General features: G+C 71.9%; 24 protein-coding genes. 17 read left to right on the top strand and 7 right to left on the bottom strand.

The window, feature by feature from the left end; all coding sequences use genetic code 11:
* Positions 1-93 precede the first annotated feature (93 nt).
* The 4 genes from bioB to OG746_RS35580 all read left to right on the top strand — a co-directional run bounded on the left by bioB (position 94) and on the right by OG746_RS35580 (position 4,192).
* Complete coding sequence (gene bioB, locus OG746_RS35595) at positions 94-1,242, top strand: biotin synthase BioB (protein WP_266722296.1); 1,149 nt, start codon at positions 94-96, stop codon at positions 1,240-1,242.
* Positions 1,235-2,533: an adenosylmethionine--8-amino-7-oxononanoate transaminase gene (gene bioA, locus OG746_RS35590; RefSeq protein WP_266722294.1), complete on the top strand. Its 1,299-nt coding sequence runs from the start codon at positions 1,235-1,237 to the stop codon at positions 2,531-2,533. The genes bioB and bioA overlap by 8 nt, the downstream gene beginning before the upstream one ends.
* Before the next feature lie 8 nt (positions 2,534-2,541).
* A complete protein-coding gene (gene bioD / locus OG746_RS35585) occupies positions 2,542-3,276 on the top strand; it encodes a dethiobiotin synthase (protein ID WP_266722292.1) in 735 nt (244 codons plus the stop codon).
* 217 nt (positions 3,277-3,493) lie between these two features.
* Complete coding sequence (locus OG746_RS35580; protein ID WP_266722290.1) at positions 3,494-4,192, top strand: class I SAM-dependent methyltransferase; 699 nt, start codon at positions 3,494-3,496, stop codon at positions 4,190-4,192.
* Positions 4,193-4,216: 24 nt separating this feature from the next.
* On the opposite strand, the gene OG746_RS35575 is transcribed toward OG746_RS35580, so the two are convergent.
* Positions 4,217-4,555: a fic family toxin-antitoxin system, toxin component gene (locus OG746_RS35575; RefSeq protein WP_266725634.1), complete on the bottom strand. Its 339-nt coding sequence runs from the start codon at positions 4,553-4,555 to the stop codon at positions 4,217-4,219.
* Between the two features lie 61 nt (positions 4,556-4,616).
* Entirely contained in the window at positions 4,617-4,856 is a 240-nt protein-coding gene (locus OG746_RS35570) for a toxin-antitoxin system HicB family antitoxin (RefSeq protein WP_266722288.1), read from the bottom strand.
* Between the two features lie 141 nt (positions 4,857-4,997).
* Between OG746_RS35570 and OG746_RS35565 the strand changes: the two genes are divergently transcribed.
* From OG746_RS35565 to OG746_RS35550, 4 genes are all read left to right on the top strand, one after another.
* Positions 4,998-6,230, top strand: coding sequence for an RNA polymerase sigma factor (locus tag OG746_RS35565; protein ID WP_266722286.1), 1,233 nt, complete (start codon positions 4,998-5,000; stop codon positions 6,228-6,230).
* 106 nt (positions 6,231-6,336) lie between these two features.
* Positions 6,337-7,113 (top strand): ABC transporter ATP-binding protein, encoded by a 777-nt coding sequence (locus tag OG746_RS35560; RefSeq protein WP_266722284.1) that lies wholly within the window; start codon positions 6,337-6,339, stop codon positions 7,111-7,113.
* A gap of 2 nt (positions 7,114-7,115) precedes the next feature.
* Positions 7,116-9,680: an ABC transporter permease gene (locus OG746_RS35555; RefSeq protein ID WP_266722282.1), complete on the top strand. Its 2,565-nt coding sequence runs from the start codon at positions 7,116-7,118 to the stop codon at positions 9,678-9,680.
* 52 nt (positions 9,681-9,732) lie between these two features.
* Positions 9,733-10,623 carry an LLM class F420-dependent oxidoreductase gene (locus OG746_RS35550; protein ID WP_266722280.1) on the top strand — a complete coding sequence of 297 codons (891 nt, stop codon included), beginning with the start codon at positions 9,733-9,735 and terminating at the stop codon, positions 10,621-10,623.
* Positions 10,624-10,649: 26 nt separating this feature from the next.
* Here the strand turns inward: OG746_RS35550 and OG746_RS35545 are convergent, their stop codons facing one another.
* The gene (locus tag OG746_RS35545; protein WP_266722278.1) at positions 10,650-11,069 is read right to left on the bottom strand and encodes a GNAT family N-acetyltransferase; all 420 of its coding nucleotides are present in this window, start codon (positions 11,067-11,069) and stop codon (positions 10,650-10,652) included.
* A gap of 101 nt (positions 11,070-11,170) precedes the next feature.
* Complete coding sequence (locus OG746_RS35540) at positions 11,171-12,400, bottom strand: serine hydrolase domain-containing protein (RefSeq protein ID WP_266722276.1); 1,230 nt, start codon at positions 12,398-12,400, stop codon at positions 11,171-11,173.
* A 213-nt stretch (positions 12,401-12,613) separates the two neighbouring features.
* Between OG746_RS35540 and OG746_RS35535 the strand changes: the two genes are divergently transcribed.
* The 4 genes from OG746_RS35535 (at position 12,614) to abc-f (ending at position 17,912) form a co-directional block, all read left to right on the top strand.
* The gene (locus OG746_RS35535; RefSeq protein ID WP_266722274.1) at positions 12,614-13,513 is read left to right on the top strand and encodes a LysR family transcriptional regulator; all 900 of its coding nucleotides are present in this window, start codon (positions 12,614-12,616) and stop codon (positions 13,511-13,513) included.
* 232 nt (positions 13,514-13,745) lie between these two features.
* A complete protein-coding gene (locus tag OG746_RS35530) occupies positions 13,746-15,194 on the top strand; it encodes a hemolysin family protein (protein WP_266722272.1) in 1,449 nt (482 codons plus the stop codon).
* Positions 15,191-16,204 (top strand): hemolysin family protein, encoded by a 1,014-nt coding sequence (locus OG746_RS35525; protein WP_266722270.1) that lies wholly within the window; start codon positions 15,191-15,193, stop codon positions 16,202-16,204. Before OG746_RS35530 ends, OG746_RS35525 begins: the two co-directional genes overlap by 4 nt.
* Before the next feature lie 64 nt (positions 16,205-16,268).
* A complete protein-coding gene (gene abc-f / locus OG746_RS35520) occupies positions 16,269-17,912 on the top strand; it encodes a ribosomal protection-like ABC-F family protein (protein ID WP_266722268.1) in 1,644 nt (547 codons plus the stop codon).
* On the opposite strand, the gene OG746_RS35515 is transcribed toward abc-f, so the two are convergent.
* Positions 17,867-18,157: a holin gene (locus OG746_RS35515; protein WP_266722266.1), complete on the bottom strand. Its 291-nt coding sequence runs from the start codon at positions 18,155-18,157 to the stop codon at positions 17,867-17,869. The two genes, abc-f and OG746_RS35515, sit on opposite strands and share 46 nt — an antisense overlap.
* A 135-nt stretch (positions 18,158-18,292) precedes the next feature.
* Here OG746_RS35515 and OG746_RS35510 point away from each other — a divergent pair, with 135 nt between their 5' ends.
* Positions 18,293-19,084: an SGNH/GDSL hydrolase family protein gene (locus OG746_RS35510; RefSeq protein ID WP_266722264.1), complete on the top strand. Its 792-nt coding sequence runs from the start codon at positions 18,293-18,295 to the stop codon at positions 19,082-19,084.
* A 39-nt stretch (positions 19,085-19,123) separates the two neighbouring features.
* On the opposite strand, the gene OG746_RS35505 is transcribed toward OG746_RS35510, so the two are convergent.
* The gene (locus tag OG746_RS35505; protein WP_266722262.1) at positions 19,124-20,050 is read right to left on the bottom strand and encodes an NADP-dependent oxidoreductase; all 927 of its coding nucleotides are present in this window, start codon (positions 20,048-20,050) and stop codon (positions 19,124-19,126) included.
* Positions 20,051-20,183: 133 nt separating this feature from the next.
* Between OG746_RS35505 and OG746_RS35500 the strand changes: the two genes are divergently transcribed.
* Entirely contained in the window at positions 20,184-21,014 is an 831-nt protein-coding gene (locus OG746_RS35500; RefSeq protein WP_266722260.1) for an aldo/keto reductase, read from the top strand.
* Here the strand turns inward: OG746_RS35500 and OG746_RS35495 are convergent.
* Positions 21,011-22,489, bottom strand: a complete 1,479-nt coding sequence (locus OG746_RS35495; protein ID WP_266722258.1) for a long-chain-fatty-acid--CoA ligase — start codon at positions 22,487-22,489, stop codon at positions 21,011-21,013. The genes OG746_RS35500 and OG746_RS35495 overlap by 4 nt on opposite strands.
* A 198-nt stretch (positions 22,490-22,687) precedes the next feature.
* On the opposite strand from OG746_RS35495, the gene OG746_RS35490 reads away from it, so the two are divergent.
* The 3 genes from OG746_RS35490 to OG746_RS35480 all read left to right on the top strand — a co-directional run bounded on the left by OG746_RS35490 (position 22,688) and on the right by OG746_RS35480 (position 25,900).
* Positions 22,688-23,764: an AraC family transcriptional regulator gene (locus tag OG746_RS35490; protein WP_266722256.1), complete on the top strand. Its 1,077-nt coding sequence runs from the start codon at positions 22,688-22,690 to the stop codon at positions 23,762-23,764.
* 94 nt (positions 23,765-23,858) lie between these two features.
* Positions 23,859-24,929 (top strand): beta-keto acid cleavage family enzyme, encoded by a 1,071-nt coding sequence (locus OG746_RS35485; protein WP_266722254.1) that lies wholly within the window; start codon positions 23,859-23,861, stop codon positions 24,927-24,929.
* Complete coding sequence (locus OG746_RS35480; RefSeq protein ID WP_266722252.1) at positions 24,929-25,900, top strand: quinone oxidoreductase family protein; 972 nt, start codon at positions 24,929-24,931, stop codon at positions 25,898-25,900. Before OG746_RS35485 ends, OG746_RS35480 begins: the two co-directional genes overlap by 1 nt.
* Positions 25,901-25,921 lie beyond the last annotated feature (21 nt).

The following is a 25,921-nucleotide window of genomic DNA, read 5'->3' as shown; positions in this document are numbered from 1 at the left end:
GGGCAGGATGTGGCAATACCCACACGACGTGCGCCGTCCTTTGTAGAGAGTCTCCTTTCCCCGAGAGCACGGGATAGGTAAGGATCAGGGCCCATGGACCTGCTGAACACGCTGGTGGACAAGGGGCTTCGGCGCGAACTGCCGAGCCGTGAAGAGGCGCTCGCGGTACTCGCGACGTCGGACGACGAACTGCTCGATGTGGTGGCCGCGGCCGGCAAGGTGCGCCGCCAATGGTTCGGGCGGCGGGTGAAACTCAACTATCTGGTGAACCTCAAATCGGGGCTTTGCCCGGAGGACTGCTCGTACTGCTCGCAACGCCTCGGTTCGAAGGCGGAGATCCTCAAGTACACGTGGCTGAAGCCCGACGAGGCGTCGAAGGCGGCGGCCGCCGGGGTCGCGGGCGGCGCCAAGCGGGTGTGTCTGGTGGCTAGCGGGCGCGGCCCGACGGACAAGGACGTGGACCGGGTCGCGAAGACCATCGACGCGATCAAGTCCGAGAACGAGGACGTCGAGGTGTGCGCCTGCCTCGGCCTGCTCGACGAGGGGCAGGCGGAGCGCCTTCGCGGCGCGGGGGCGGACGCGTACAACCACAACCTCAACACCTCCGAGGCGACGTACGGCGACATCACCACGACGCACACGTACGCGGACCGCGTCGAGACCGTGAAGAAGGCGCACGCGGCGGGGCTTTCCGCCTGCTCCGGCCTCATCGCGGGCATGGGCGAGAGCGACGGGGATCTGGTCGATGTCGTCTACGGGCTGCGCGAACTCGACCCCGACTCGGTGCCGGTCAACTTCCTGATCCCGTTCGAGGGGACACCGCTGGCCAAGGAGTGGAACCTGACGCCGCAGCGGTGTCTGCGGATCCTGGCCATGGTGCGGTTCGTGTGCCCGGACGTGGAGGTGCGGATCGCGGGTGGCCGCGAGGTGCACCTGCGGTCGATGCAGCCGCTCGCGCTGCACATCGCCAACTCCATCTTCCTGGGTGACTACTTGACGAGCGAGGGCCAGGCCGGGAAGGCCGACCTCGACATGATCGCGGACGCGGGGTTCGAGGTGGAGGGCGCCGAGCAGGTGACGCTGCCGGAGCACCGGGCCGGGGGTGGCTGCGGGTCGACCTGTGCGCCTTCGCCGGAGACCGGGAGCGAGGCCGCCACCGAGGTCGGGCCCGATGAGGCGCGGACCGATCTCGTCACCGTACGTCGCCGGGGTGCGGGGACGGATCTCGCGCCCAATGCCTGAACTGAACCTGGACGAACTGCTCGACCTGGACCGGCGCCACGTCTGGCACCCGTACGGTCCGATGCCCGGAACGCAACAGCCCCTGGTCGTCGAGTCGGCGGCCGGGGTGCGGCTTCGGGTCACGGGGCACGGTGAGCTGGTGGACGGGATGTCGTCGTGGTGGTCGGCGATCCACGGCTACGGCCACCCGGTGCTCGACGAGGCGGCGCGCGGCCAGTTGGATCGGATGAGCCATGTGATGTTCGGCGGCCTGACGCACGAGCCGGCGGTACGGCTCGTGGAACGCCTTGTCGATATGTCACCGGAGGGCCTGGAGCACGTCTTCCTCGCCGATTCGGGGTCCGTGTCGGTCGAGGTCGCCCTGAAGATGTGTCTGCAGTACTGGCGCTCGCTCGGCCGGCCCGAGAAGCGGCGCATGCTGACGTGGCGCGGTGGTTACCACGGTGACACCTGGCAGCCGATGTCCGTGTGCGACCCGGAGGGCGGGATGCACGGGCTGTGGGCGGGCGTGTTGCAGGAGCAGATCTTCGTGCCCGAGCCGCCGAGCGGCTTCGACGCCTACGAGGAGGCGTACGCGGAGCAGCTGCGGGAGGCGATCGGCCGGCACGCGCACGAGGTGGCGGCCGTGATCGTGGAGCCGGTGGTGCAGGGCGCGGGCGGGATGCGGTTCCACTCCCCCGCGTATCTGCGGGTGCTGCGGGAGGCGTGCGACGCACACGATGTGCTGCTGGTGTTCGACGAGATCGCCACGGGGTTCGGGCGGACCGGGGAGCTGTTCGCGGCCGGGCACGCGGGGGTGTCGCCCGATGTGATGTGCATCGGGAAGGCGTTGACCGGTGGCTATCTGACGATGGCGGCGACGCTGTGCACGGCGCGGGTCGCCGAGGGGATCTCGCGGGGCGAGGTGCCGGTGCTCGCGCACGGGCCGACGTTCATGGGGAACCCGCTGGCGTCGGCGATCGCGTGCGCGTCGATCGATCTGCTGCTGGAGCAGGACTGGCGCGGTGAGGTGAAGCGGATCGAGGCGGGGCTGAGCGAGGGGCTGGCGGGGGCTGTGGAGCTGGCCGGGGTGCGGGATGTGCGCGTCCTCGGCGCCATCGGCGTCGTGCAGCTCGATCGCGAGGTCGACATGGCGGCGGCGACGCGGGCGGCGGTCGCGGAGGGTGTGTGGCTGCGGCCGTTCCGGGACCTCGTCTACACGATGCCGCCGTACGTCACGAGTGACGAGGACGTGGCACGGATCGCTCGTGCGGTGTGCGCGGTCGCTGCCGCCGCTTCAGGTGAAAGGTGAGTGCCGAGATGAGTGTGCTGGTCGTGACCGGGACCGGGACCGAGGTGGGCAAGACCGTGACGACGGCGGCGCTTGCGGCCGTCGCGGCGCGGGCCGGGCGTTCGGTGGCCGTGCTCAAACCGGCGCAGACGGGCGTCGCGCCCGGGGAGCCGGGAGACGTGGACGAGGTGGTGCGGCTCGCGGGGGACGCGGTGACGGGGGTCGAGCTGGCGCGGTACCCGGAGCCGCTCGCGCCCGGGACGGCGGCGGCGCGGGCCGGGCTTGCGCCGGTGCGGCCGGGGCAAGTGGCCGACGCCGTCGAGAAGTTGGCGGCGTCGCACGACCTCGTGCTGGTGGAGGGTGCGGGTGGGCTGCTCGTGCGCTTCGACGAGGAGGGCGCGACGTTGGCGGATGTGGCGGGGTTGCTCGGGGCGCCGGTGCTGGTGGTCGCGGCGGCGGGGCTCGGGACGTTGAACTCCGTGCAGTTGACGGGTGAGGCGTTGCGGTCGCGCGGCCTTCGCCAGGCGGGGGTCGTCATCGGCAGCTGGCCCCGCGACCCGGGGCTCGCGGAACGCTGCAACGTGGCGGACCTGCCGGTGGTGGCGGGGGCGGAGCTGCTGGGGGCGGTGCCGGCGGGGGCCGGGGCGCTGTCACCGGGGGCGTTCCGGGCCGGGGCGGAGGGGTGGCTGGGGCCGGAGTTGGGCGGGGTGTGGGACGGGGGTGCGTTTGCGGAGAGCGAGCGCCCCGAGGCTTTCCGGGGTTGACGCCTTCGTGAGGGGCGCGCGGCACCGGGGGCCGCCTTGCCCACCCTGCCGCCCAAGGCGGCAGATTGCCCAAGGCGGGGGCGGCCGGTGCCGTGCAATTAAAGCCCCGCCGGCGTTTGAGGCGCGGGGGCCGGGGCGGAGCCTCGGGCGTAGGGTCCAGGGCTCCGCGGCGGGGAAGACTGGAGGTGGGGGCGCGCCCAGTGAAGGAGGCCCCGTCGTGGACAAGGCATCGTTGGTCGGCAAAGCGGCCCGGCGCGGTGGGCGGGACGCCGTGCGGCATCCCGTGTTCGCCCGGTACTACGCGCAGGTCGTCGAGCGGGTCGAGCCCGTCATGGCCCCCATACGGAGGGAGCTCGTCGCCGGGCTCTCCGGACGCGTACTGGAGATCGGCGCCGGGACCGGCATCGGCTTCGGACACTATCCGACCACCGTCTCCGAGGTCGTCGCCATCGAACCGGAGCGCTCCCTGCGCCGGATCGCCGTCGACGCGGCGCAGCGCGTGGACGTGCCGGTCGACGTGGTTCCGGGCGCCGCGGAGGCACTGCCCGTGAAGAGCGAGGCGTACGACGCCGTGGTGCTCAGCACCGTGCTGTGCAGCGTACGGAACGTGGAACGCTCCCTGGGCGAGGTGTGGCGCGTGCTGCGGCCGGGCGGTGAGGTGCGATTCTTCGAACATGTGCGGGCTCCGGGGTGCGGCATGCGCCTCGTCCAGGGCGCCCTCGACCGGACTCTGTGGCCGCTCTGCGTCGGCGGCTGCCACCTGCGGCGGGACGCCATCGGCTCGCTGCGCGCGGCCGGCTTCGAGCTCGGCGACCACCGGGCGCTGACCATGCCGGGGCACGGGCCCCGGCAGCCGATGTCGTACTGCGTGCTCGGCACGGCCAGGCGGCCCGCACGCGACGGGGACCAGGCGTAGCCGCACGGGCTCCGGGCCGCCGCCTCACAGGCTCCAGGTGCGGAGTTCCTTCTCGATGTCGTGGACCGTCGCCGTGCCCGTCTTCACCAGGCGCGCCAGATCGCGGATCTGCTCGGGCGACGTGACGATCTTCAGCCCGCTGGCGACGAGGTACGCGTAGGCGACAGCCGTCGCGTACATCGCGTTCGAGCGCTCCAACGCCGGTACATGGATGAGGAGTTGGAGAAGCGACGCGGCGCGCGCGTGCGCCGAGTCGTAGACCGGCACGTCGAAGATCGCGGCCCGGTGGCGGGCGACGGCGCCCACGAGGGCGCCCCAGTCGGTGACCTGCGGATCACCGGGGGTCTTCTGCTCCGCGACCATGAGCAGCCAGGCGAGGTCGATGGTGAGATGCGGCGGTTCGTTCAGCGGTTCATTCGACGAATCACTCAACGGGGCGACGCCGGCCTTCGGTGTCCGAGCCGAACTCCTCGGCGAACACCGACTCGTACTGCTTCATGAAGTCGGCGGCGGCGTCGACGAACGTCCGCCCCTGCTCGCCGGCGTCACGCCGCACCAGCTCCTCGATGTACCGGTTCACGCTCACCCCTTGGGCGAGCGCGCGCTCGCGGGCGGCGCGGGCGGTGCCCTCTTCCACCCTGACGTTCAGCTGCGTCTTGGCCATGCCTCCAAGCTAGCGCCGATGTGCTAGCACCGGCAAGGTGCGGACGATCGATCGTCTGCGCCTCTCCACACCTTTGATCTACGGCTGTACTCTCGCGGGCCGGACGGGACAGGACCGGCGGATGAGCGCGAAGGGGCCCTCATGCCGATGGACATGCCGGACACACCGAATGTCGCCGCGGCCGCGGGCCGTGGCACGCACTCCGAGCGCTGGCTGCGCGTGTGGAGCCACCGGGAGGAGCTGCTCAGGGTCGCCCGGCGCGGATCCGTCACCCCGGAGGACGCCGAGGACGCGGTGCACGAGGCGATGCTGCGCGCGGCGGAGCGTCCGGGCCTGGATGACGAGCGGCTCGGCGGCTGGCTCACGACGGTGACGATGCGGCTGTGCGTCGACCGGCACCGGCAGGTCACGCGGGAGGCCGAGGTGCACCGCAGCCCGACGCTGACGGTCCCGGGCCCCGTGCCCGTCGAGGAGGCCGTGTGCGACCGGGACGAGGCGCGCTGGCTGGCCGCCCGCAGCGCCCGGCTGCCCGAGCGCCAGGCGGAGGCGCTGCGGCTGAAGGCCGAGGGCCTCGACGTGGGAGAGGTCGCCCTGCGGATGCGGCTCGGCTATCGGACCGTCGAATCGCTGCTGGCGCGAGCCCGCCGCACCTTGCGCAGCACCTTGGCGGGGACGCTGGGGCTCGCCCTCTTCCTGTGGGGCCGCGGGAAGCTCGTCGCGAGCGGGCCCGCGCAGGCCGTCGTGGTGTCGTCCGCGACGGCGGGGCTTGTGGTGGCGGGGTTCGTGGTGCCGGACGCCGTGAAGCACGGGGCCGCTGAGCCGCGGGTGACCGAGTCGCGGGTGGCCGGGGCGAACACGGGGGATGTGCGGCCGGTGGGCGATGCGGGTTCCGGTTCCGCGATTCCCCGTGCGCGCGAGGCGCGGGGCGAGCAGCACCGGGACGTCGCGTCGCCCCTGCGCACGGAGCCGGGTCCGGAGCGTTCGGGTTCCACCGAGGAGGGTCCTACGCGGTGGTTGCCGACGGTGGCGCTGCCGTCCGTTTCGGTGCTGAGAGTGACGGTGTCGCTGCCTGCACTTGGGAGCAACCCACCACAGTCACCCGCACCTGCCCGAAAGAAGTCCGCCCCCGCCGCGACGGATCGCCCGCCCCTCCCCCGTGGGCCGGTTGAAGCCCTCCGGCCTCGACCCCGTACGGATCGCCTGCATCAGCCGGTTGATCGTCGACCTGAACGCACAGACCGGCGATTTCGGCGGCGAGTACCGCAAGACGACGTCGACCCGCAGCACGCGGATCTCGTGGACCTCAACCGGGTCCGGATGACCATGAGCCGCACCTCCGACGGCTGGAAGGTGAGCGGCGCCGACGCGCTCTGAGACCCGTTGTCAGAGCGACCGGCTATCCTCGGACCCGATATCGAGCCTCGAAGCCCGATGCACAACTGGCTTACTAGGTAAGGGAGTTGGGGTGGGGGGAACGGGTGTGGCCAAGGAGACCGCCGTCGCCGCGCGGGCCAGGGGCCTGACGAAGGCGTACGGCTCCGGCGAGACGCAGGTGCTCGCTCTCGACGCGGTCGACGTGGACATCGCGCGCGGCCGGTACACGGCCGTGATGGGCCCTTCGGGCTCGGGCAAATCCACGCTGATGCACTGCCTGGCGGGCCTCGACACCGTCTCGGCGGGACAGGTGTGGCTGGGGGAAACGGAGATCACGGGACTGAAGGAGCGCGAACTGACGCGACTGCGGCGCGACCGCATCGGTTTCATGTTCCAGTCCTTCAACCTGATCCCCACGCTGAACGCGGCGGAGAACATCACGCTGCCGATGGACATCGCGGGCAAGGACCCGGACGAGAAGTGGCTGGAGCAGGTCATCGACACGCTCGGCCTGCGGGACCGGCTGAAGCACCGCCCCGCTCAGCTCTCCGGCGGGCAGCAGCAGCGCGTCGCGTGCGCGCGGGCGCTCGCCGCGCGCCCCGAGCTGATCTTCGCGGACGAGCCGACGGGGAACCTGGACTCGCGGGCCGGGCTCGAAGTGCTCGGATTCCTGCGCCAGTCGGTCGACGAGCTGGGTCAGACCGTGGTCATGGTGACCCACGACCCGGGCGCCGCCGCCCACGCCGACCTGGTCCTCTTCCTCGGTGACGGCCGCGTCGTGGACGAGATGCGGGAACCGACCGCGGAGTCCGTCCTGGAGCGCATGAAACAGTTCGACGTCGTGCGCCAGGTTGTCGCCGAAAAGCCCGGCCCCCGGGGTTAGCCATGTTGAAAGCGACCTTACGGAGCTTCCTGGCGCACAAGGGGCGCCTCGTCCTGTCCGCGCTCGCCGTCGTCCTGTCGGTGGCGTTCGTCGCGGGCAGCCTGATCTTCTCCGACACCGTGTCGCGCACCTTCGACCGGCTCTTCGCTTCGACGTCGGCGGACGTGCGGGTGGGACCCCAGGAGGACGACTTCGACGAGTCCGTGCCGTCGGGCACGGTGCGTACGGTGCCCGCCTCGTTGGCCGGGCGGATCGACCGGGTCGACGGCGTGGCCGCCACGCACATCGACGCCGGGGTCGAGAACATCACCGTCGTCGACCGGCACAACAAGTCGGTCGGACCGACCACCGGTGCGCCCACGATCGCCACCAACTGGGAGCCTACGGACCGCAGTCCGCTGCGCCTCACGTCGGGGCACGCGCCGCGCGGACCCCGCCAGGCGCTGCTCGACGCGGACACCGCCGACAAGAAGCACGTAGGCATCGGGGACCCGCTCACCGTCCTCGCCGAGCCCGGTTCGTTCAAGGTCGAGGTCGTGGGCATCGCCACGTTCCGTACGACGAACCCGGGCGCGGCCCTCGTCTTCCTGGACACGGGCACCGCGCAGCGCAGGCTGCTCGGCGGCACCGGGCGCGCCTCGAGCATCGCGGTGGACGCGGCGCCGGGCGTCGCCGACACGACCCTCAAGCGGCGGATCGGCCAAGAGCTGGGCGGCGCCTACGAGTTGAAGACGGCCGACGAGGACGCGAAGTCGGCCACGGACGACCTGGGCGGGTTCCTCGACGTCATCAAGTACGTGATGCTCGCCTTCGCCGGGATCGCCGTCCTGGTCGGCGTGTTCCTCATCGTGAATACGTTCTCGATGCTGATCGCCCAGCGGACCCGGGAGTTGGGACTGCTGCGGGCGCTCGGTGCGGACCGTCGGCAGGTGCGGCGCTCCGTCCTGACGGAGGCGGTGCTGCTCGGGCTCGTCGGTTCGGCGGCCGGGTTCGCCCTCGGCGTGGGGCTCGCCGTCGGGCTCATCAAGGTGATGAGCGTCTTCGGCATGAACATCAAGTCCACGGAAATGGCGGTGGGTTGGACCACTCCCGTGATTTCGTTCGTGGTCGGCGTCGGGGTCACGTTCGTGGCCGCGTATCTGCCGTCGCGGCGCGCGGCCCGCGTCTCCCCGATGGCCGCGCTCGCCGACGCCGAGATCGCGGGTGTGGGGCGGCCGTTGAAGGTGCGGGCGCTGGTGGGTTCGGTGATCGGCGCGGCCGGCGCCGCGGCCCTGATCGGCTGCTGGATGGCGGACGAGACGGGGCCCGCGTCCTCGCTGCTCGGCCTCGGCATCGTCCTCACGCTGCTCGCGACGGTCGTCGCGGGGCCCCTGCTCGTACGGCCCGTGATCCGGGTCCTCGGCGGCGCGTTCCCCGCCGTGTTCGGTTCGATCGGCCGGATGAGCCAGCGCAACGCGCTGCGCAACCCGCGCCGCACCGGAGCCACCGCCGCCGCCCTGATGGTGGGCCTTGCCCTCGTGGCGGGGATGTCCGTGGCGAGCGCGTCCATGAGCAAGTCGTTCGACGAGCAGATCGACAAGACGCTGGGCGCCGACTTCACCGTGCAGAACGCCAACTTCATGCCGTTCTCGCAGGAGGTCACCCGGAAGATACGGGCGACGGACGGCGTGGGTCTGGTGGTGCGCCAGCGGTTCAGCGCGCTCGCCGTGCGCATGCCGGACGGGAAGCGGGTGAAGACGACGGCTGCCGGGTGGGACCGGCGGGTCGACGAGGTCGCGCACGTCACGTACGCGCGGGGCAGCAGCGCCACGGGCCTGGCACCCCGACGCCTGCTGCTGCAGAAGGAGTTCGCGGCCGAGCACGGGGCGCGGATCGGCAGCGTGCTGCCCGTGGAGTTCCCCGGCGGGAAGCGCACCGAGCTGACCGTGGGCGCCCTGACCGACCAGGAGGCCAACGACTTCGGTATGACCGGCGGCTTCGCGATGGGCCTGTCCACACTGGTGAAGTACGCGCCGGGCGGCCAGGACTCGGCGGTGTACGTGAACGCCTCCTCCGGCACCTCACCCGACGTGCTGCGCGAGCGCCTGGAGAAGACGCTCGACCCGTATCCGCAGGTGCAGGTGCGCGACCTCGCCGACTACAAGGAGCTGATCCACGGGCAGATCGCGGTGCTCCTGTATCTGGTGTACGCGCTGCTCGGCCTGGCGATCGTCATCGCGGTCCTCGGCGTGGTCAACACCCTTGCCCTGTCGGTCGTGGAACGCACGCGGGAGATAGGGCTGCTGCGGGCGATCGGGCTCGCGCGGCGCCAGTTGCGGCTCATGATCCGCCTGGAGTCGGTGGTGATCGCCGTGTTCGGGGCGGTGCTCGGGCTCGCGCTCGGGCTCGTATGGGGCGTGGTCGCGCAGCGGGTGCTGGCCCTGGAGGGCATGGAGGCGCTGGCGATCCCGTGGACGACGATCGCCACGGTGGTGGTCGGCTCGGTGCTCGTGGGCCTCGCGGCGGCGCTGTTGCCGGCGCTGCGGGCCTCGCGGCTGAACGTGCTGGCGGCGATCGCGCACGAATAGCGGGCCGGACGTAGGGTCGGTGCGGCAACTGTCCACGTTCTGAGGAGAGTTCATGAGTACGGCAGGTTCCCAGGCGGCGCGCCCGTTCCGCTTCGGCGTCAATCTGGTGACCCCCGCGCCGGACGACGCGTGGCGCGCCAAGTGCCGGCGTGCCGAGGAGATCGGTTACGACGTGATCCTCGTGCCCGACCATCTGGGCGCCCCGTCGCCGTTCCCCTCGCTCGTGGCGGCGGCCGACGCGACGAGCCGGCCGAAGGTCGGCACGTTCGTGCTCAACTGCGCGTTCTGGAACCCGGTGCTGCTCGCCCGCGAGGTCACCACCACCGTCGCCCTGACCGGCGGCCGTCTCGAACTGGGCCTCGGAACCGGCTACGTACGCGAGGAGTTCGAGCAGGCCGGCCTGGAGTGGGGCACGCCCGGCAGCCGCGTCGACCACCTGGTGCGCACCGTCACGGAGCTCGACCGGCTGCTCTCCGCCCCCGACCAGGGCCCCAAGCCCCCGCTCCTGATCGGCGGCAACGGCGACCGGATGCTGCGGATCACCGCCGAGCACGCCGACATCGCCGCGTTCACCGGGGCCCGCGCGCCGGCGGGGAACGCGGGCGGACTCGAACCGCTGACCGGCGACGAGCTCGAGGAGCGGGTGGCCACCTACCGGAAGTTCGCCGCCGACCGAGCGGAGAGCGCCGAACTCAACCTGCTCGTACAGATGGTGGCGGTGACGGACGACCGGCCCGCCGCCGTCCGGCCCCTCCTCGAACATCTGCCGCAGCTCACCGAGGAGCAGGCCCTCGACTCCCCGCTGCTACTCGTCGGCACGGTCGAGCAGATCACCGAGCAACTGCTGGAGCGCCGCGAGCGGTTCGGGTTTTCGTACATCACCGTCCTGGAGCCGTCCATGGAGGCGCTCGCGCCGGTGATCGAGGCGCTGCGGGGGCGCTGAGAGCCGGTACGCCAAAGGCGCGTGGGCTACAGCGACTTCACCCAGCGGCGCCAGTGGTCCTCACGGTGGTATCCGGAAGCGGACCACGCGCCGTGCGCCCGTGTGTTGGACTCCAGGACCATGGCGTCGACGCGACGGCCGCCGAGCGCGGCGAAGCGCCGTTCGGCCGCTTCCAGGAGCGCCGACGCGATGCCCTTCCGACGGTGGTCGGGGTGCACGGCGAGCCGGTAGGCCGAGCAGCGCCACCCGTCGAAGCCGGCGATGACGGTGCCGACGAGCTGCCCGTCGCGTTCCGCGAGGATGAGGGCCTCGGCGTCGCGGGCGATGAGCCGCGCCACCCCGTCGTGGTCGTCGGAGATGCTCGTGCCTTCGGCCGCCTTGCGCCAGAACGCGAGGACCGCGTCGATGTCGTCGGGGGTCGCGGGGCGCATGTTCAGATCAGTCACCCCCGGATTCGAACACGGCTGCCTCCGCCCGGCCAAGGTCTTTTGGCCGGGCGAAGGCTGAGGCGATGGCCGTCCCCGCGGCCGGCCCCTCGGTGGCGGCCTCAGTCCTCGATCACCTGGTAGAGCGTGGTCCAGAAGTCGTTGTGCAGCCGGATCGCGTGCCCCACCGACGCGCCGACCTGGGTGAGGACGATGCCGGTGACATCGTTGACCGGGTCGGCGTAGGTCGAGGTGCCGCTGCCGCCGTCCCAGCCGAACTGGCCGAGCGGCGCGTAGTCGCCGATGTAGGTGCGCACCGCCATGCCGAAGCCCCAGCCGCCCTGTTGCGCCTGTCCGAACGACACATGGACGTTCTCGGTGGCGAGGGCCGTCCGGGCCGCCTGCTGCTCGGAGTTGAGGCGGTTGGTGGTCATGAGCCGCACGGCCGGCTTCGACAGGACGCGCTCGCCGCCGTGCACTCCGCCGTTCAGCAGCATCCGGAAGTAGGCGTGGTAGTCGTCGGCGGTGGAGTTGAGACCGCCGCCACCGCCGGGGAAGGCCGGGGGCACACTGTGGCGTCCGCCCTCGGACTCGTCCCAGACCTGGAACTCGCCGGTGGCCGGATCGGGGGCGTACAGCGGAGGGAGCCGGTGCATGTCCTGGGCGGGCACGTGGAACCCGGTGTCCTTCATGCCGAGCGGCTCGAAGATGCGCTCGCGCAAGAACGTGTCGAACGACTGCCCTGAAACCCGGGCGACCAGCACGCCGAGGAGGTCGCTGGCGATCTGGTACTGCCAGCACTCTCCGGGCTGATGCATCAGCGGCAGCGTGCCCAGGCGCTTCATCCACTCGTCGGGCTCGGGCATCGGCTCCGGGAGGTTCGGGATGATCCCCCGCTCGGCGATCGCCCCGAAGACCGGGGTGCCGATCGCGGTCATATCCATGCCGAGCCCGAACGTGGACGTCAGGATGTCCCGCACGGTGATCGGCCGGCGCGCGGGGACGGTGTCGTCCAGCGGTCCGTCGACCCGCTTCAGCACCTGCCGGTCGGACAGTTCCGGCAGCCACTCCTCGACCGTGTCGTCGAGGCGCAGCCGACACTCGTCGAGCAGCACCATGCCCGCCGCGATCGAGACCGGCTTGGAGGTGGACGCCATCCGGAAGATCGTGTCCCGGCGCATCGGATCGCCGCCGTCCTGACGCATCGTCCCCAGCGTCTCGACGTACGTCTCCTCGCCCCGGCTGTAGAGCACGACCACGCCGGGAATCCGCCCGGACTCGACGTGCCGCGCCAGCAGGTCACGGACCCTGCGCTGCCCTGCCTCGGAGAAACCGCCGCTGATGTGTCCCATCGCCCACCCCTCGCGGACCCGCCCGCGCGGCCCGCTCTCGTCCGGCTCGCAGGCCCGGAGACGTCCGGGCCCCTCGCCCTCAGCCTGCGCCGGGCCCGACGGGTGATCAACAATGAGTTCGGCAAGGCTGTGTTGTCCTCCGAAGCATCAATGCGCATTGTGTCACCGCACAGTTGACCGCTAGGTTCACGCTCACTGGGGAGGCGGGGGCCGATGGAGCTGCGGGACATCGAGATCTTTCTGACGCTGGCGGACGAGCTGCACTTCGGGCGGACCGCCGAGCGGCTGCACATCACCCCGTCCCGGGTCAGCCATGTCATCAAGAAGCAGGAGCGCCGGCTCGGCGTGCAGCTCTTCGAGCGGACCTCGCGCACGGTGCGGCTCACCCCTCCCGGCCAACGACTGCGCGACGAGCTGCTCCCGGCCCACCGACGCATCCTCCAGGCGCTCGACAGGACCGCCGCCGAGGGGCGGACCGAGGCCGGCGAACTGCGCGTCGGCTACTCCGGCCCCTGGTGCGCCGAACTGCTGCTGCGGGCCGCGCAGGAGCTGCGCGGCCGGCACCCCGGCTGGTCCGTACGGATCCAGGAGATCCAGTTCAACGATCTCTACGGTCCGCTGCACCGCGGTGAACTCCAGCTGCAGATCACCGAGTTCCCCGTGTTCGAACCGGGCCTCGCCGCAGGCCCGGTGCTGCTGCAAGAACGTCGCGCGCTGATGCTGCCGGCCGACCACCCCATGGCCGACGCCGACACCGTGTCCCTGGAGGACCTGGCCGAGGTGCCACTGCTCCGGCTCCAGGGGGACCATCCGAAACCCCAGATGGACTTCCACTTCCCCCCGACCACACCGATGGGCCGCCCCATCCCCCGCGGCCCCTCCTACACCTCCTGGTACGAGATCCCCGTGCTGGTCGCCGCCGGGTTCGGCGCGTCGATCGTGGCGGCCCGCATCGCCGACTACCACGCCCGGCCCGGCGTCGCCTTCGTTCCGTTCCGGGACGGTCCGACGCTTGACTACGGCGTGCTGCTGCCCGCCGCCGCCCCGGCGCCGCTCGTGCCGGCCTTCGTCGAGCTGCTGCGCTCCCTCGCCGAGGGTGACGGCAGCCGGTGAGCGGGGGCGTACGGGCCCGCGAGCGGGGGCACCCGTACGACGGACCGACACCCTTTGCCGACGCTTTAACATGGATGAGTCATCCGAACTCCTACGAAAGGTGTGAGCGTCCGCCCATGGGCGAGCCTCCCAGTCCGACAGGGACTCCTCCCTGCTCCGTCCCCCCGCGCGGCCCCCGCGAGCGCGCATCCGTCCCGGCCCTGGCCGATCATGGGACGGAGGTGACGCCCCGATGACCGAAGTACTGCTGCTCGCCGTCGCAGTCCTGCTGTCGCTGGCCTGCGGCGCGTTCGTCGCCGCGGAGTTCTCGCTCACGACCGTCGAGCGCGCGGATCTCGAAGAGGCCGTCGAGCGCGGTGAGCGCGGCGCGGCCGGCGCCCTGCGGGCCGTACGGAACCTGACCTTCCAGCTCTCCGGAGCCCAGCTCGGCATCACCGTCACCAACCTGGTCGTCGGCATGCTCGCCGAGCCGTCCATCTCCAAGCTCCTGGCGGGGCCGCTGGGGTCCATCGGGCTGTCCGAGGGGGCCTCCTCCTCGGTCGCCCTGGTCCTCGGCACCGCCCTGTCGACCGTGTTCCTGATGGTCGTCGGCGAGCTGGTGCCGAAGAACTGGGCGATCTCCTCGCCGCTGGCCGTGGCCAAGAAGGTGGCGACGCCGCAGCGCTGGTTCAGCGCCGCGTTCCGCCCGTTCATCACGCACCTCAACAACACCGCGAACCGGCTCGTGCGCCGCTTCGGCATCGAGCCGACCGAGGAGCTGGCCTCCGCGCGCGGCCCGCAGGAGCTGATGGCGCTCGCCCGGCACTCCGCGAAGGCGGGCGCGCTGGAGGCGGACACCGCCGAGCTGTTCGTGCGCACCCTGAACCTCGCCGACCTGACCGCGGAGAACGTGATGACGCCGCGCGTCCAGGTCATGGCCCTCGACCTCCAGGCCACCTGCGAGGACGTGGCGAACGCGACGCGGGCCACGGGACTGTCCCGCTTCCCCGTCTACCGCGGCAGCCTCGACTCGGTCGTCGGCGTCGTGCACATCAAGGACGTCCTCGCCGTGCCCGACGAGCAGCGGTCCCGCAAGGGCGTCACCGATCTGCTGCGCGAGCCGCTGCTGGTGCCGGAGACGCTGACCGTGGACCGGCTGCTCGACCGGCTCTCCGGCAAGCGGACGATGGCCGTGGTCATCGACGAGTACGGCGGCACGGCCGGTGTCGCCACCCTGGAGGACATCGTCGAGGAGGTCGTCGGCGAGGTCCGCGACGAGCACGACCCGCACGAGACCCCCGACATCGCGGCCGCGGGAACCGACCCGGAGGGCCGGACGCTCTACTCCGCCGACGGCGCCGCCCGCACCGACCAGCTCGCGCGGGTCGGACTGCGTGCGCCCGACGGACCGTACGAGACGCTGGCCGGGCTCGTCGCGACGGAGCTGGGCCGGATCCCGGACATCGGCGACAGCGTCGACGTCGCCGGGTGGCGACTCGACGTCGTGGACGCGCACGGGCATCGCGCGGCCCGCGTGCTGCTGCATGCGCCGCTGGTCCCGGACACCGAGGACAGCGGGACGGCGGAGGAGACGAGGAGCGGCCGGACGGCCGCGAAGGCCAGGACGGCGGGCAAGGCCGAGAAGGCCAGGGCCGCGAGCAAGGCCGACAAGGCCTCTCAGGAGAAGGGGGCGGCCCGATGACCGCGATCCAATTGCTCATCGGCCTGGCGACGCTGTTCGTCAACGCCTTCTTCGTGGGCGGCGAGTTCGCGCTGATCTCGGTGCGCCGCAGCCAGATCGAGCCGTACGCCGAGGAGGGCGACCGGCGCGCGCGCAGCGTCATGTGGGGTCTTGAGCACGTGTCGGCGCTGCTCGCCGCGGCGCAGCTCGGCATCACGCTGTGCACGCTGGTGCTCGGCATCGTCGCCGAGCCGGCCATCGCGCATCTGCTGGAGCCCGCGTTCGACGCGGTCGGCGTGCCGCACGGCCTGGTCCACCCGATCTCGTTCGTGATCGCGCTGACCGTGGCAACGTATCTGCACATGCTGCTCGGCGAGATGGTGCCGAAGAACATCGCGCTCGCCGAGCCGGTCCGCTCGGCGCTGCTGCTCGGCCCGCCGCTGGTCGCCGTCGCGCGCGCCCTGCGCCCGGTGATCTTCGCGATCAACGCCTTCGCGAACGGGCTGCTCAAGCTGCTCCGCGTGGAGGCGAAGGACGAGGTCACGGCGACGTTCTCGGACGACGAGCTGGCCCGCATGGTCAAGGACGCCTCCGCCGCGGGCCTGATCGACGACCGCGCGCAGGAGCGTCTGCACGACGCGCTCGAACTGGGCCGGCGGCCCGTCAAGGACGTCGTCCTGCCGATCGAGAAGGTCGTCTACGCGCGCGTGGGCGTCACGCCCGAGGAGCTGGAGCGGCTCTCCGCCGAGTCCGGTTTCTCGCGCTTCCCCGTGGTGGACGAGGGCCGGCGGATCGTCGGCTACCTCCACGTGAAGGACGCCCTGGACGCGATGCCGCGCGACCTGCCGTTCCGGGTGCCGGACATGCGGTCCATCGCGCGCGTGCGGGAGACGACGCCGCTGGACGACGTGCTGACCGCGATGCGCGGCAGCCGTACGCACGTCGCGGCGGTGCTCGGCGCGGACGGCCGGCTGGCCGGGCTCGTGACGATGGAGGACGTGCTGCGGGAGCTGTTCGGCCAGCCGGTGTGAGCCCTTCACGGGGGCCGGGAACCTCGCGGGGCCAGGAACCTCGCGGGGCCGGGAAAGGGGAGGCATGAGTCAGCTCGTCCTGAAGGACGTGTCGTACGGATACCCGGACCGGCCGGTACTCGACCGGATCTCGCTGTCGGTGCGGCCCGGCGAGAAGGCCTGCGTCATCGGTGAGAACGGCTCCGGCAAGTCGACGCTGCTGCGGCTGCTCGCGGGCGAGCTGATCCCCTCGGAGGGCTCCGTCGTGGTCGGCGCCGACGGCGGCACCGGCTACCTCGCCCAGACGCAGCCGCTGCCGCCCGACGCCACGGTGCGGGATGCCGTCGACGCGGCGCTCGCCGAGCTGCGCGACCTGGAGCGGCGGATCACCGAGGCGGAGGCGGCCCTCGGTTCGGCCGGGCCCGGCGCGCTGACCGAGTACGCCGATCTGGTGGCGGCCTTCGAGGCGCGCGACGGCTACCGCGCCGACGCCCGTCTGGAGGCGGCCCTGCACGGGCTCGGCGTCCCGCACCTGGAGCGCACCCGCACGCTCGACTCCCTGTCGGGCGGCGAGGCGGCGCGGCTCGGCCTGGCCTGCGTCCTCGCCCCGCGACCCGAGCTGCTGCTCCTGGACGAGCCGACGAACCACCTCGACGACCAGGCGCTGAGCTGGCTGGAGGAGCGGCTCCGGGCACACCGCGGCACCGTCGTCGCCGTCACCCACGACCGCGTCTTCCTCGACCGGGTGGCCGGCGCGATCGTCGAGGTCGACGGCGACCGGCACTCCGTCGCCCGCTACGGCAACGGCTGGGACGGCTACCTGGAACAGCGGGGCACGGCGCGGCGCCGCTGGGAGGAGCGGTACCGGGCGTGGTCCGACGAGGTGGACCGGCAGGAGCGGATCGCCGAGGACGCCTCCGCCCGCCTCTCCGGCGGCTGGCGGATGCGGGACAGCAGCGCGTTCGCCAAGTTCTCCAAGCACCAGCGCTCCGTGGAGGGCCAGGTCTCCGGCGTCGTCCGCAACGCGCGGGAGCGGCTGCGGAGGCTGCGCGCCGACCCGGTCCCGAAGCCGCCGGAGCCGTTGCGGTTCCGGGTGGGCGGGGGCCCGGAAGGCGGAGCTCCGGAAGGTGGCGACCACCCCTTCCTGCGCCCCGTGGAGGTGACCGACGTCGCCGTCGAGGGACGGCTCACGGTCGAACGCCTTGTGCTGGAGCCCGGGTCGCGCACCCTGGTGACCGGGCCGAACGGTGCGGGCAAGTCGACGCTGCTCGCCCTGCTCGCCGGGCACCTCGCGCCGGATCGCGGAACGGTCCAACGCCCGCCCCGCATCGGCTACTTGACGCAGGAGGTCGCGCACGACGGCACCGCGCAGCCGCTCCTCGACGCGTTCGCGGCCGGGCTCGACGGGCTGCCCGAGGAACACGCGGGGACCCTGCTGGCGCTGGGCCTCTTCCGCGAGGAGGACCTGGCCGTGCCGGTGCGGGACCTCTCCGTCGGCCAGCGCCGCCGCCTCGATCTGGCCCGCCTGGTCACCCGCCCCGCCGATCTGCTGCTCCTGGACGAGCCGACGAACCACGTCTCGCCCGCGCTCGCGGAGGACCTGGACGAGGCGCTGGCCGGCTACGCGGGCACGCTCGTCGTGGTCTCCCACGACCGCAGGCTGCGGGCCCGCTTCGAGGGCCGTCAGGTGCGTGTGGCGGGCGGGTCGGTCGTGGGCTTCTTGGGCTGAGGGCGCGGCGCCGCGGGCTCCGGCGTCGGGGCCTCCAGGATGCCGGGACCGTGCGGCCCGATGCGCGCGGTGCCGACCGCCGTGAGAACCGCGAGCAGCGTGGCGAGCCCCGCGGTGCCGAGGGCCGCGGCCCAGTCGACGTCCAGCAGGTTCGTCGCGCCCGCGACCAGCACCGCCGCGAGCGCCTGCGCGAACGTCCGGATCGCCCGCTCGGCGGTGGCCTTCCAGAATCCGATGCTCCACATGACCCGCTCCCCCGTTCGTCGCGCCCGCCCGACCGGGCGAGCCGGTACGCGCTCCTGGCATACCGCCGCCGGGCGCCGCTGCCCAGACCCGCGGCGCCCACCACTTCGTTGCCTCGGGATACGATCTGGGCAGTCATGCACACGAACCCCCACCACACCAGCCTCGTCGCGGTCGGCGACTCCTTCACCGAGGGCATGTCGGACCTGCTGCCGGACGGTTCCTACCGAGGATGGGCGGATCTCCTCGCCGCCCGGATGGCCGCGCGCACCGAGGACTTCCGCTACGCGAATCTCGCCGTGCGCGGCAAGCTCATCGGCCAGATCGTCGACGAGCAGATCGATGTCGCCGCCGCGATGAAGGCCGATGTCGTGACCCTGGTCGGCGGCCTCAACGACACCCTTCGCCCCAAGTGCGACATGGTCCGCGTCCGCGATCTGCTCACGCAGGCCGTGGAGACGCTGGCCCCGTCCTGCGAGCAGCTCGTCCTGATGCGCAGCCCCGGCCGCAACGGCCCGGTGATGGAGCGGTTCCGGCCGCGCATGGAGGAGCTGTTCACCTGCATCGACGAACTGGCGGCGAAGCACGACGCCCTCGTCGTCGACCTGTACGGGGCGCCGGTCCTCGGCGATCAGCGCATGTGGGACGTGGACCGGCTGCACCTCACGGCGGAGGGCCATCGCCGGGTCGCCGAGGCGATCTGGCAGGGCCTCGGCCACGAGGCGGAGTCCGACTGGCGCGCCGAGCTGCCGCCCTCGCTCCCGCCGAACTGGGTGGAGCGCCGGGTGGCCGACGCCCGCTTCGCCAAGCAGCACCTCGTGCCGTGGATCGGCCGCCGCCTGACGGGAAGGTCGTCGGGCGACGGCCGGGCACCGAAGCGGGCGGAGCTGGCCCCGTACGCGGACGAGCCGCGGGACCGCACCGCGTAAGCGGCCCGCAGACCCCGAGGTTCAACGCGGCGCAGCAGCTCAGTCCACGGACAGCACGAGCTTGCCCCGCGTGTGTCCCTCGGCGTTGAGCCGCCAGGCCTGTGCCGCCTCGGCCAGCGGAAGCACCCGCGAGACAGGCACGGTCAGCTTCCCCGCGTCGGCGAGGTCGGCGAGCGCCGTGAGATCGGCCGGGTCCGGGCGGACCCACACGTAGTGGCCGCCCTTCTCCGCGGCCTCCGCCTCGACGATGGAGGCGAACCGGTCGGGCCGGTCGAGCAGCCGCAGCGAGGTCTCGACGGCTTCCTCGCCACCGACGAAGTCGAGCGCCGCGCCGATGCCCTCGGGCGCCGACTCCGCGACACGGTCGGCGAGTCCGGGACCGTAGGCCACGGGTTCCGCGCCCAACTCCCGTACGAAGTCGTGGTTGTGGGCGCTCGCCGTGCCGATCACGCGGGCACCGAGCGCCACTGCGATCTGGACGGCGAACGAGCCGACGCCGCCCGCGGCCGCGTGCACCAGGACCGTGTCACCCGTGCCGACACCCACGCGCTTGATGGCCTGGTAGGCCGTGAGCCCGGCGAGCGGGACGCCCGCGGCCTGCTCCCAGGAGAGCGCGGCGGGCTTGCGGGCGAGCATGCGCACGTGCGCGGAGACGTATTCGGCGTAGGCGCCGAGCTGGGCGGCGTCCTTGCGGATGTAGCCGAAGACCTCGTCCCCGGGCGCGTACTCCTCGACGTCGAAGCCGACGCGCTCGACCACTCCGGCCACGTCCCAGCCGGGGACGAGGGGGAAGTGCGTTTCCATGATCGGGTCGAGGCCGCCCGCGGCGAGCTTCCAGTCGACCGGGTTGACCCCGGCGGCCCGGACCCGGATCAGCACCTCACCAGGTGCGACCTTCGGGTCGGGGAGGTCGGTGAGCCGCAGCGCGTCAGGGCCGCCGTATTCGTTCAGAGTGATGGCCTTCATCCGGACAATGGTTGCACACGGCGGTAAATGCAAGCCCGTGATACGTGCGTTTGCATTTAACCCGCGCCTGCAATTACCGTCGGGCGACGTAAGCACCCGTAGGGCCCGTACCACCCGAGAGGCCACTCACACCATGGCACCGTCCACCATCCCCACCGTCACCCTCAACAACGGCGTCGAGATCCCCCAGCTGGGCTTCGGCGTCTTCCAGGTGCCGGACGACGAGACCACCGCGGCCGTGACCGCCGCGCTCGAGGCCGGTTACCGCAGCATCGACACCGCGGCGATCTACGGGAACGAGACCGGCGTCGGCCGCGCGCTCGCCACCTCCGGCATCGCCCGCGAGGACCTGTTCATCACGACCAAGCTGTGGAACGCCGACCAGGGCTACGACGCCACGCTCGCGGCCTTCGACGCCTCGCTGGAGAAGCTGGGCCTCGACTACGTCGACCTGTACCTCATCCACTGGCCGACCCCGGAGCGCGACCTCTACCGCGAGACCTGGAAGGCCATCGAGAAGCTGGTCGCCGACGGCCGGATCCGCGCCGCGGGCGTCTCCAACTTCCAGCCCGCGCACCTCGAGCGGCTCCTCGCGGACTCGCCGCTCGTACCCGCCGTCAACCAGGTCGAGCTGCACCCGGGCCTCCAGCAGAGCGAGCTGCGCGCCGTGCACGCCGACCTCGGCATCGCCACCGAGGCGTGGAGCCCGCTCGCGCAGGGCGCGGTCCTCGGCGACGAGGCGATCACCACGATCGCCGCCCGCCACGGCAAGTCGCCCGCCCAGGTCGTGCTGCGCTGGCACCTCCAGCTCGGCAACGTCGTGATCCCCAAGTCCGTGACGCCGGCCCGCATCCGCGAGAACCTCGACGTCTTCGACTTCACGCTCACGGACGACGAGCTTGCCTCCATCGCCACCCTCGACCGCGACCTGCGCACGGGTCCGCACCCGGACGAGCTCAACTAGTCCGCCAGCTCGCGCTTGAGGATCTTGCCGGTCGCCCCCTTCGGCAGGGCGGCCACGATCCGCACGCGGCGCGGGTACTTGTAGGCGGCGACCCGTTCCCGGACGAACTCCCGTATGGCATCGGCCTCGGCGCGCTCACCGGCGCGCAGGCTGACGACGGCGACGACCTCCTCGCCGTGGGTCTCGTGCGGGACGCCGAGCACGGCGGCCTCCGCGACGGCGGGATGCTCGTGGAGCACTTCCTCGATCTCCCGCGGGTAGACGTTGTAGCCGGAGCGGATGATGAGGTCCTTCTTCCGGTCGACGACGTAGTAGTAGCCGTCGTCGTCGACGCGGGCGAGGTCCCCGGTGCGCAGCCAGCCGTCCGTGAAGGCCTCGCGGGTCGCCGCCGCGCGGTTCCAGTAGCCCTTCATGACGTTGTCGCCGCGGATCACGATCTCGCCCACCTCGCCGGCCTCGACGGGCTGCCCGGCGTCGTCGAGGAGGCGGAGCGCGACGCCGTCGACCGGCAGCCCGATCGAGCCGGGTCGGCGGGGCCCGTCCGGCGGGTTGAACGTGGCGACCGGGGACGTCTCGGACAGCCCGTAGCCCTCCAGAATCGGCACCCCGTACGCACGCTCGAAGGCGTGCAGCGTCTGGACCGGCAGGGAGGCGCCGCCCGAGACGGCGAGCCGCAGCCTTCCGGGCCGTACCCCCACGCCTCCATGGAGCAGGGCCGCGTACATCGTCGGCACACCGAGGAAGAGCGTGACTCCGTCGCGTGCCATGGTCTCCAGTGCCGCCCCGGCGTCGAACCGGGGCAGCAGGGTGAGCGTCGCGCCCGCGCTCACGGCGGCGTTGAGCGCGCAGGTCTGGCCGAACGCGTGGAACAGCGGGAGCCCGCCGAAGACCACGTCGTCCCGGCCGATCCGGAGGATGTCGCGCGCGACGGTGCGCGCGTTGGCGGCGAGATTGCGATGGGTGAGCTCGGCCCCTTTGGGCGCTCCGGTCGTCCCCGAGGTGTAGAGGATCACGGCCGTGTCGTGGTCGGCGCGCTCGACGACCGCCCTCAACGGCTCGGTGTCGCGCAGCAGTTGGGTGAACTCCTCCGTCCCCACGGTCAGAGCGGGGGTGCCGGTCGGCGCGGCGGCGGCAGCGACCTCGGCCGCACACGATGCCGCCGTCACCACGGCACGGGGCTCGCAGTCCCCCAGCACGTGGGCGAATTCCCGGGACTTCAGCAGCGGGTTCAGCGGGACCACCACGGCGCCCGCGGCGAGGATGCCGTAGTAGGCGACAGGGAAGTCGACGACATTGGGCACGGCCATGGCCACCCGGTCACCGGCCCGCACGCCCCTCTCCCCCAGCAGCGCGGCGAACCGGGCACATGCGTCGCCCAGCTCCTCGTACGTGAGACGGTCCCCGCCCTGCCGCACGGCCGGCCGGTCGCCGTGCTCCCGGGCGGCTGCGACGAGGAGGGTGGCAAGGTTGGTCATGCGGCTCCTTCGAGGGCTGATCTTCGGCCGGTGCCTTGTCAACGCGCTGTCCGGCCGGTTTCCTGGCGTTCGGTAACTCCGTGACCGGGTGGCCTCGGGGACCGTCGCGGCGCTGCAACGCTAGGTCGCGGTCCGGTCCCCCGCTTGCCTCCTCGTGACGTGCGACTTATCCAACGGGGACAGGCAAGGAGCGTGCCCATGAAGCCCCGAGTCCGCAGCGCCGCGCTCAGCGGCTACGTCCCGCTCGCCCGCTCGCTCGGCATCGCGCCGGAACCGCTGCTGCGCGAGGTGGGCCTGCGCCCCGCCGAACTCTCCGTACAGGACCGGTGGATCCCCGGGCCCGCCGTGACCCGGCTGCTCGAACGGTCGGCCGCCGTGGCGGGCCGCGAGGACTTCGGGCTGCTGCTCGCCGGACGGCGCCGGTTCGCGAACCTGGGACCGATCAGCCTGGTGGCGCGCGAGGAGCCGACGCTGCGCAGCGCGCTCGACCTGCTGATCCGCCACGAGGACGCGTACAACGAGATGCTGCACGGCCGGCTCGACGAGTCGGAGGGGCGGTCGGTGCTGAAGGTGTGGCTCGAATCGGGTGAGCCGACGCCCGCGCGGCAGGCCACGGAGCTGGCCGTGGGCGTCTTCCACCACGTCGTACGGGAGATCCTCGGCGACCGCTGCCGCCCTGCCGCCATCTGTTTCACACACCCGGCGCCCACCGAACCCGGCACACACCACCGCCTGTTCGGCCCCGCCGTGGAGTTCGGCCGCGCGTTCAACGGCCTGGTGCTGCACGCGCGTGACCTCGACGCCCCCAACCCGCACTCGGACCCGCTCCTGCACGCCTACGCCCGCCAGTACTTCGACTCGGTCACCGAGCCGCGCGGGGCCGCCCTCGTCGACCAGGTGCGGGAGCTGATCGAGGCGCTGCTGCCGACGGGACGCTGCTCCATCGAGGAGGTCGCGCACAGTCTCGGTGTGGACCGCAGGACGGTGCACCGGCATCTGGCGTCGGCGGGGCACACGTTCTCCTCGCTGCTCAACGCCACCCGCGCCCGCCTCGCCGAGCAGTTGGTGGCGAATCCGCGCCATCCGCTGACCGAGGTCTCGCTCCTCCTCGGCTTCTCCGCGCCCAGCGGCTTCTCGCGCTGGTTCCGCGAGCAGTTCGGCTGTACGCCGCGGGCCTGGCGGGCCCGGCGTACGGGGAGTTCGGAACGTACGGGGAGTTCGGAACCTACGGGAAGTTCGGAAACAGCGGTGAGATCAACTCCTGTCCCCAAGTGACAAGTTGGCTGTCCCTTTCGGTTAAGCGGGCCACGTAACCCGTCCTTAACGTGGCGGTGGTAGGCGAGAAACCGCACCGAAAGGGCGTAAAACCATGCATTTCCACGATGATTCCCTCTACCCCGAGAACCAGCAGAAGCTGGTGATCCAGGCGGCGCCGTACGGCCCCGAGTGGCTGCCCGGCGACGCCGACGACCTTCCGATGACCATGGACGAGCACGTTCAGGCCGCCGTGGACTGCTACAACGCCGGCGCCACCGTGCTGCACATCCACGTACGCGAACTGGACGGGCACGGCTCGAAGCGCCTGTCGATGTTCAACGAGCTGATGGGCCGGCTGCGCGAGGCCGTACCGGACATGGTGCTCCAGATCGGCGGTTCGATCTCCTTCGCCCCCGAGGACGAGGGCGGCGACGCGCAGTGGCTCAGTTACGACACCCGCCACATGCTGGCGGAGGTCTCGCCGAGCCCCGACCAGGTCACCATCGCGATCAACACCAACCAGATGAACATCGTCGAGATCTTCGACGACGCCGACATCGAGGGCACGTCCATCGCCAAGCCGGGCTACTACAAGGCGTACCGGGACATGGTCGTCGAGGCGGGCCCCGAGTTCTATCTGGAGCACCTGAAGCGGCTGCGGGCGAACGGCATCCAGCCGCACTTCCAACTCGCCAACCTGTCCCAGCTGGAGACGGTCGAGCGCCTCATCCGCAAGGGCGAGTACCACGGCCCGCTCGTCCTCAACTACGTGGCGATCGGCGGCGGGTTCGCGGGCCGGCACCCCGCCGACCTGGTCGAGTTCATCCGTCGCGTGCCGGACGGCGCCGTGCTCACCATCGAGGCGTCGATGCGCGCGGTGGCTCCCATGAACGCGGTCGGGATCGCGCTCGGCGCCCACGTCCGCGTCGGCAACGAGGACAACCTGTGGAGCCGCAAGGGCGAGCGGATGTCGTCGGTGCAGCAGGTCGAGCAGATGGTGCGGATCGCCGACGCGGTCGGCCGCGAGGTGGCGTCCGGTCCCGAGGCGCGGGAGATCTACCGGCTCGGCGAGTGGTACGACGGCACGGACGAGACCCTCGCGCAGCTCGGCATGGTGCCCAACCGCCGCCCCGGACAACGGGGTTCGATGCTGCGTCCCGTCGCGACCGAGGGCAAGCACTGATGGCGTACGCGGTCCGCTTCCACGAGACCGGCGGCCCCGATGTGCTGCGCTGGGAACAGGTCGCGGTGGGCGCCCCGGGCCCCGGCGAGGTGCGCATCCGGCATCAGGCGGTCGGCCTGAACTTCGCCGACACCTACTTCCGCACCGGTCTGTACCCGGCGCCGCTGCCCGCGGGGCTCGGCGTCGAGGGCGCGGGCGTGATCCTGGCCGTGGGGCCGGGCGTGACGGAGTTCGCCGCGGGCGACCGGGTCACGTACACGGGAAGCCCGCTCGGCGCGTACAGCACCGAGCGCGTGATGCCCACAGGGTCCCTGATCAAACTGCCGGACGCGATCGGCTTCGACACGGCCGCCGCCATGACCATGCGCGGCCTGACCTCCGCGTATCTGCTGCGCCGCATCCATCCGTTGGAGGCGGGCGACACGATCCTGCTGCACGCGGCGGCCGGTGGCGTCGGGCTGATCCTCACCCAGTGGGCGAAGCTGCTCGGCATCAGGGTCATCGGCACGGTCTCCACGGAGGAGAAGGCGGCCGTCGCCCGCGAGCACGGCTGCGACCACACCATCCTGTACCGGCGCGAGAACGTCGCGGAGCGGGTCCGTGAACTCACTGACGGAGAAGGCGTTCCGCTCGTCCTCGACAGCATCGGCAAGGACACCGTCGAGGCGTCGATGGCCTCGCTGCGCCGCCGCGGACTGCTGGTGTGCTTCGGCACGGCGTCGGGTGTGCCACCGCTGGACGCCATGCAACTGGCCGTCCACGGCTCGCTGTTCGTGACGCGGCCCGCGCTCGCCGACTACATCGCGGATCCGGCCGAACGGTCCGCCCTCGCCGGGGAGTTGTTCGACCACGTGGCGGCCGGCCGGATCACGGTCCGGATCCCGCAGCGGTTCGCGCTGCCGGACGCGGTGGACGCGCACCGCGCCCTGGAGTCGGGCCGCACGACGGGCTCGTCCGTCTTCGTCCTCTGAACCTCCTCCGAACCTCTCCGC

It is taken from the genome of Streptomyces sp. NBC_01016 (genome assembly GCF_026341035.1).
GTDB lineage: Bacteria > Actinomycetota > Actinomycetes > Streptomycetales > Streptomycetaceae > Streptomyces.
Note: the sequence above shows the minus strand (reverse complement) of the source record. Positions and strands in the feature narration are given on the sequence as shown.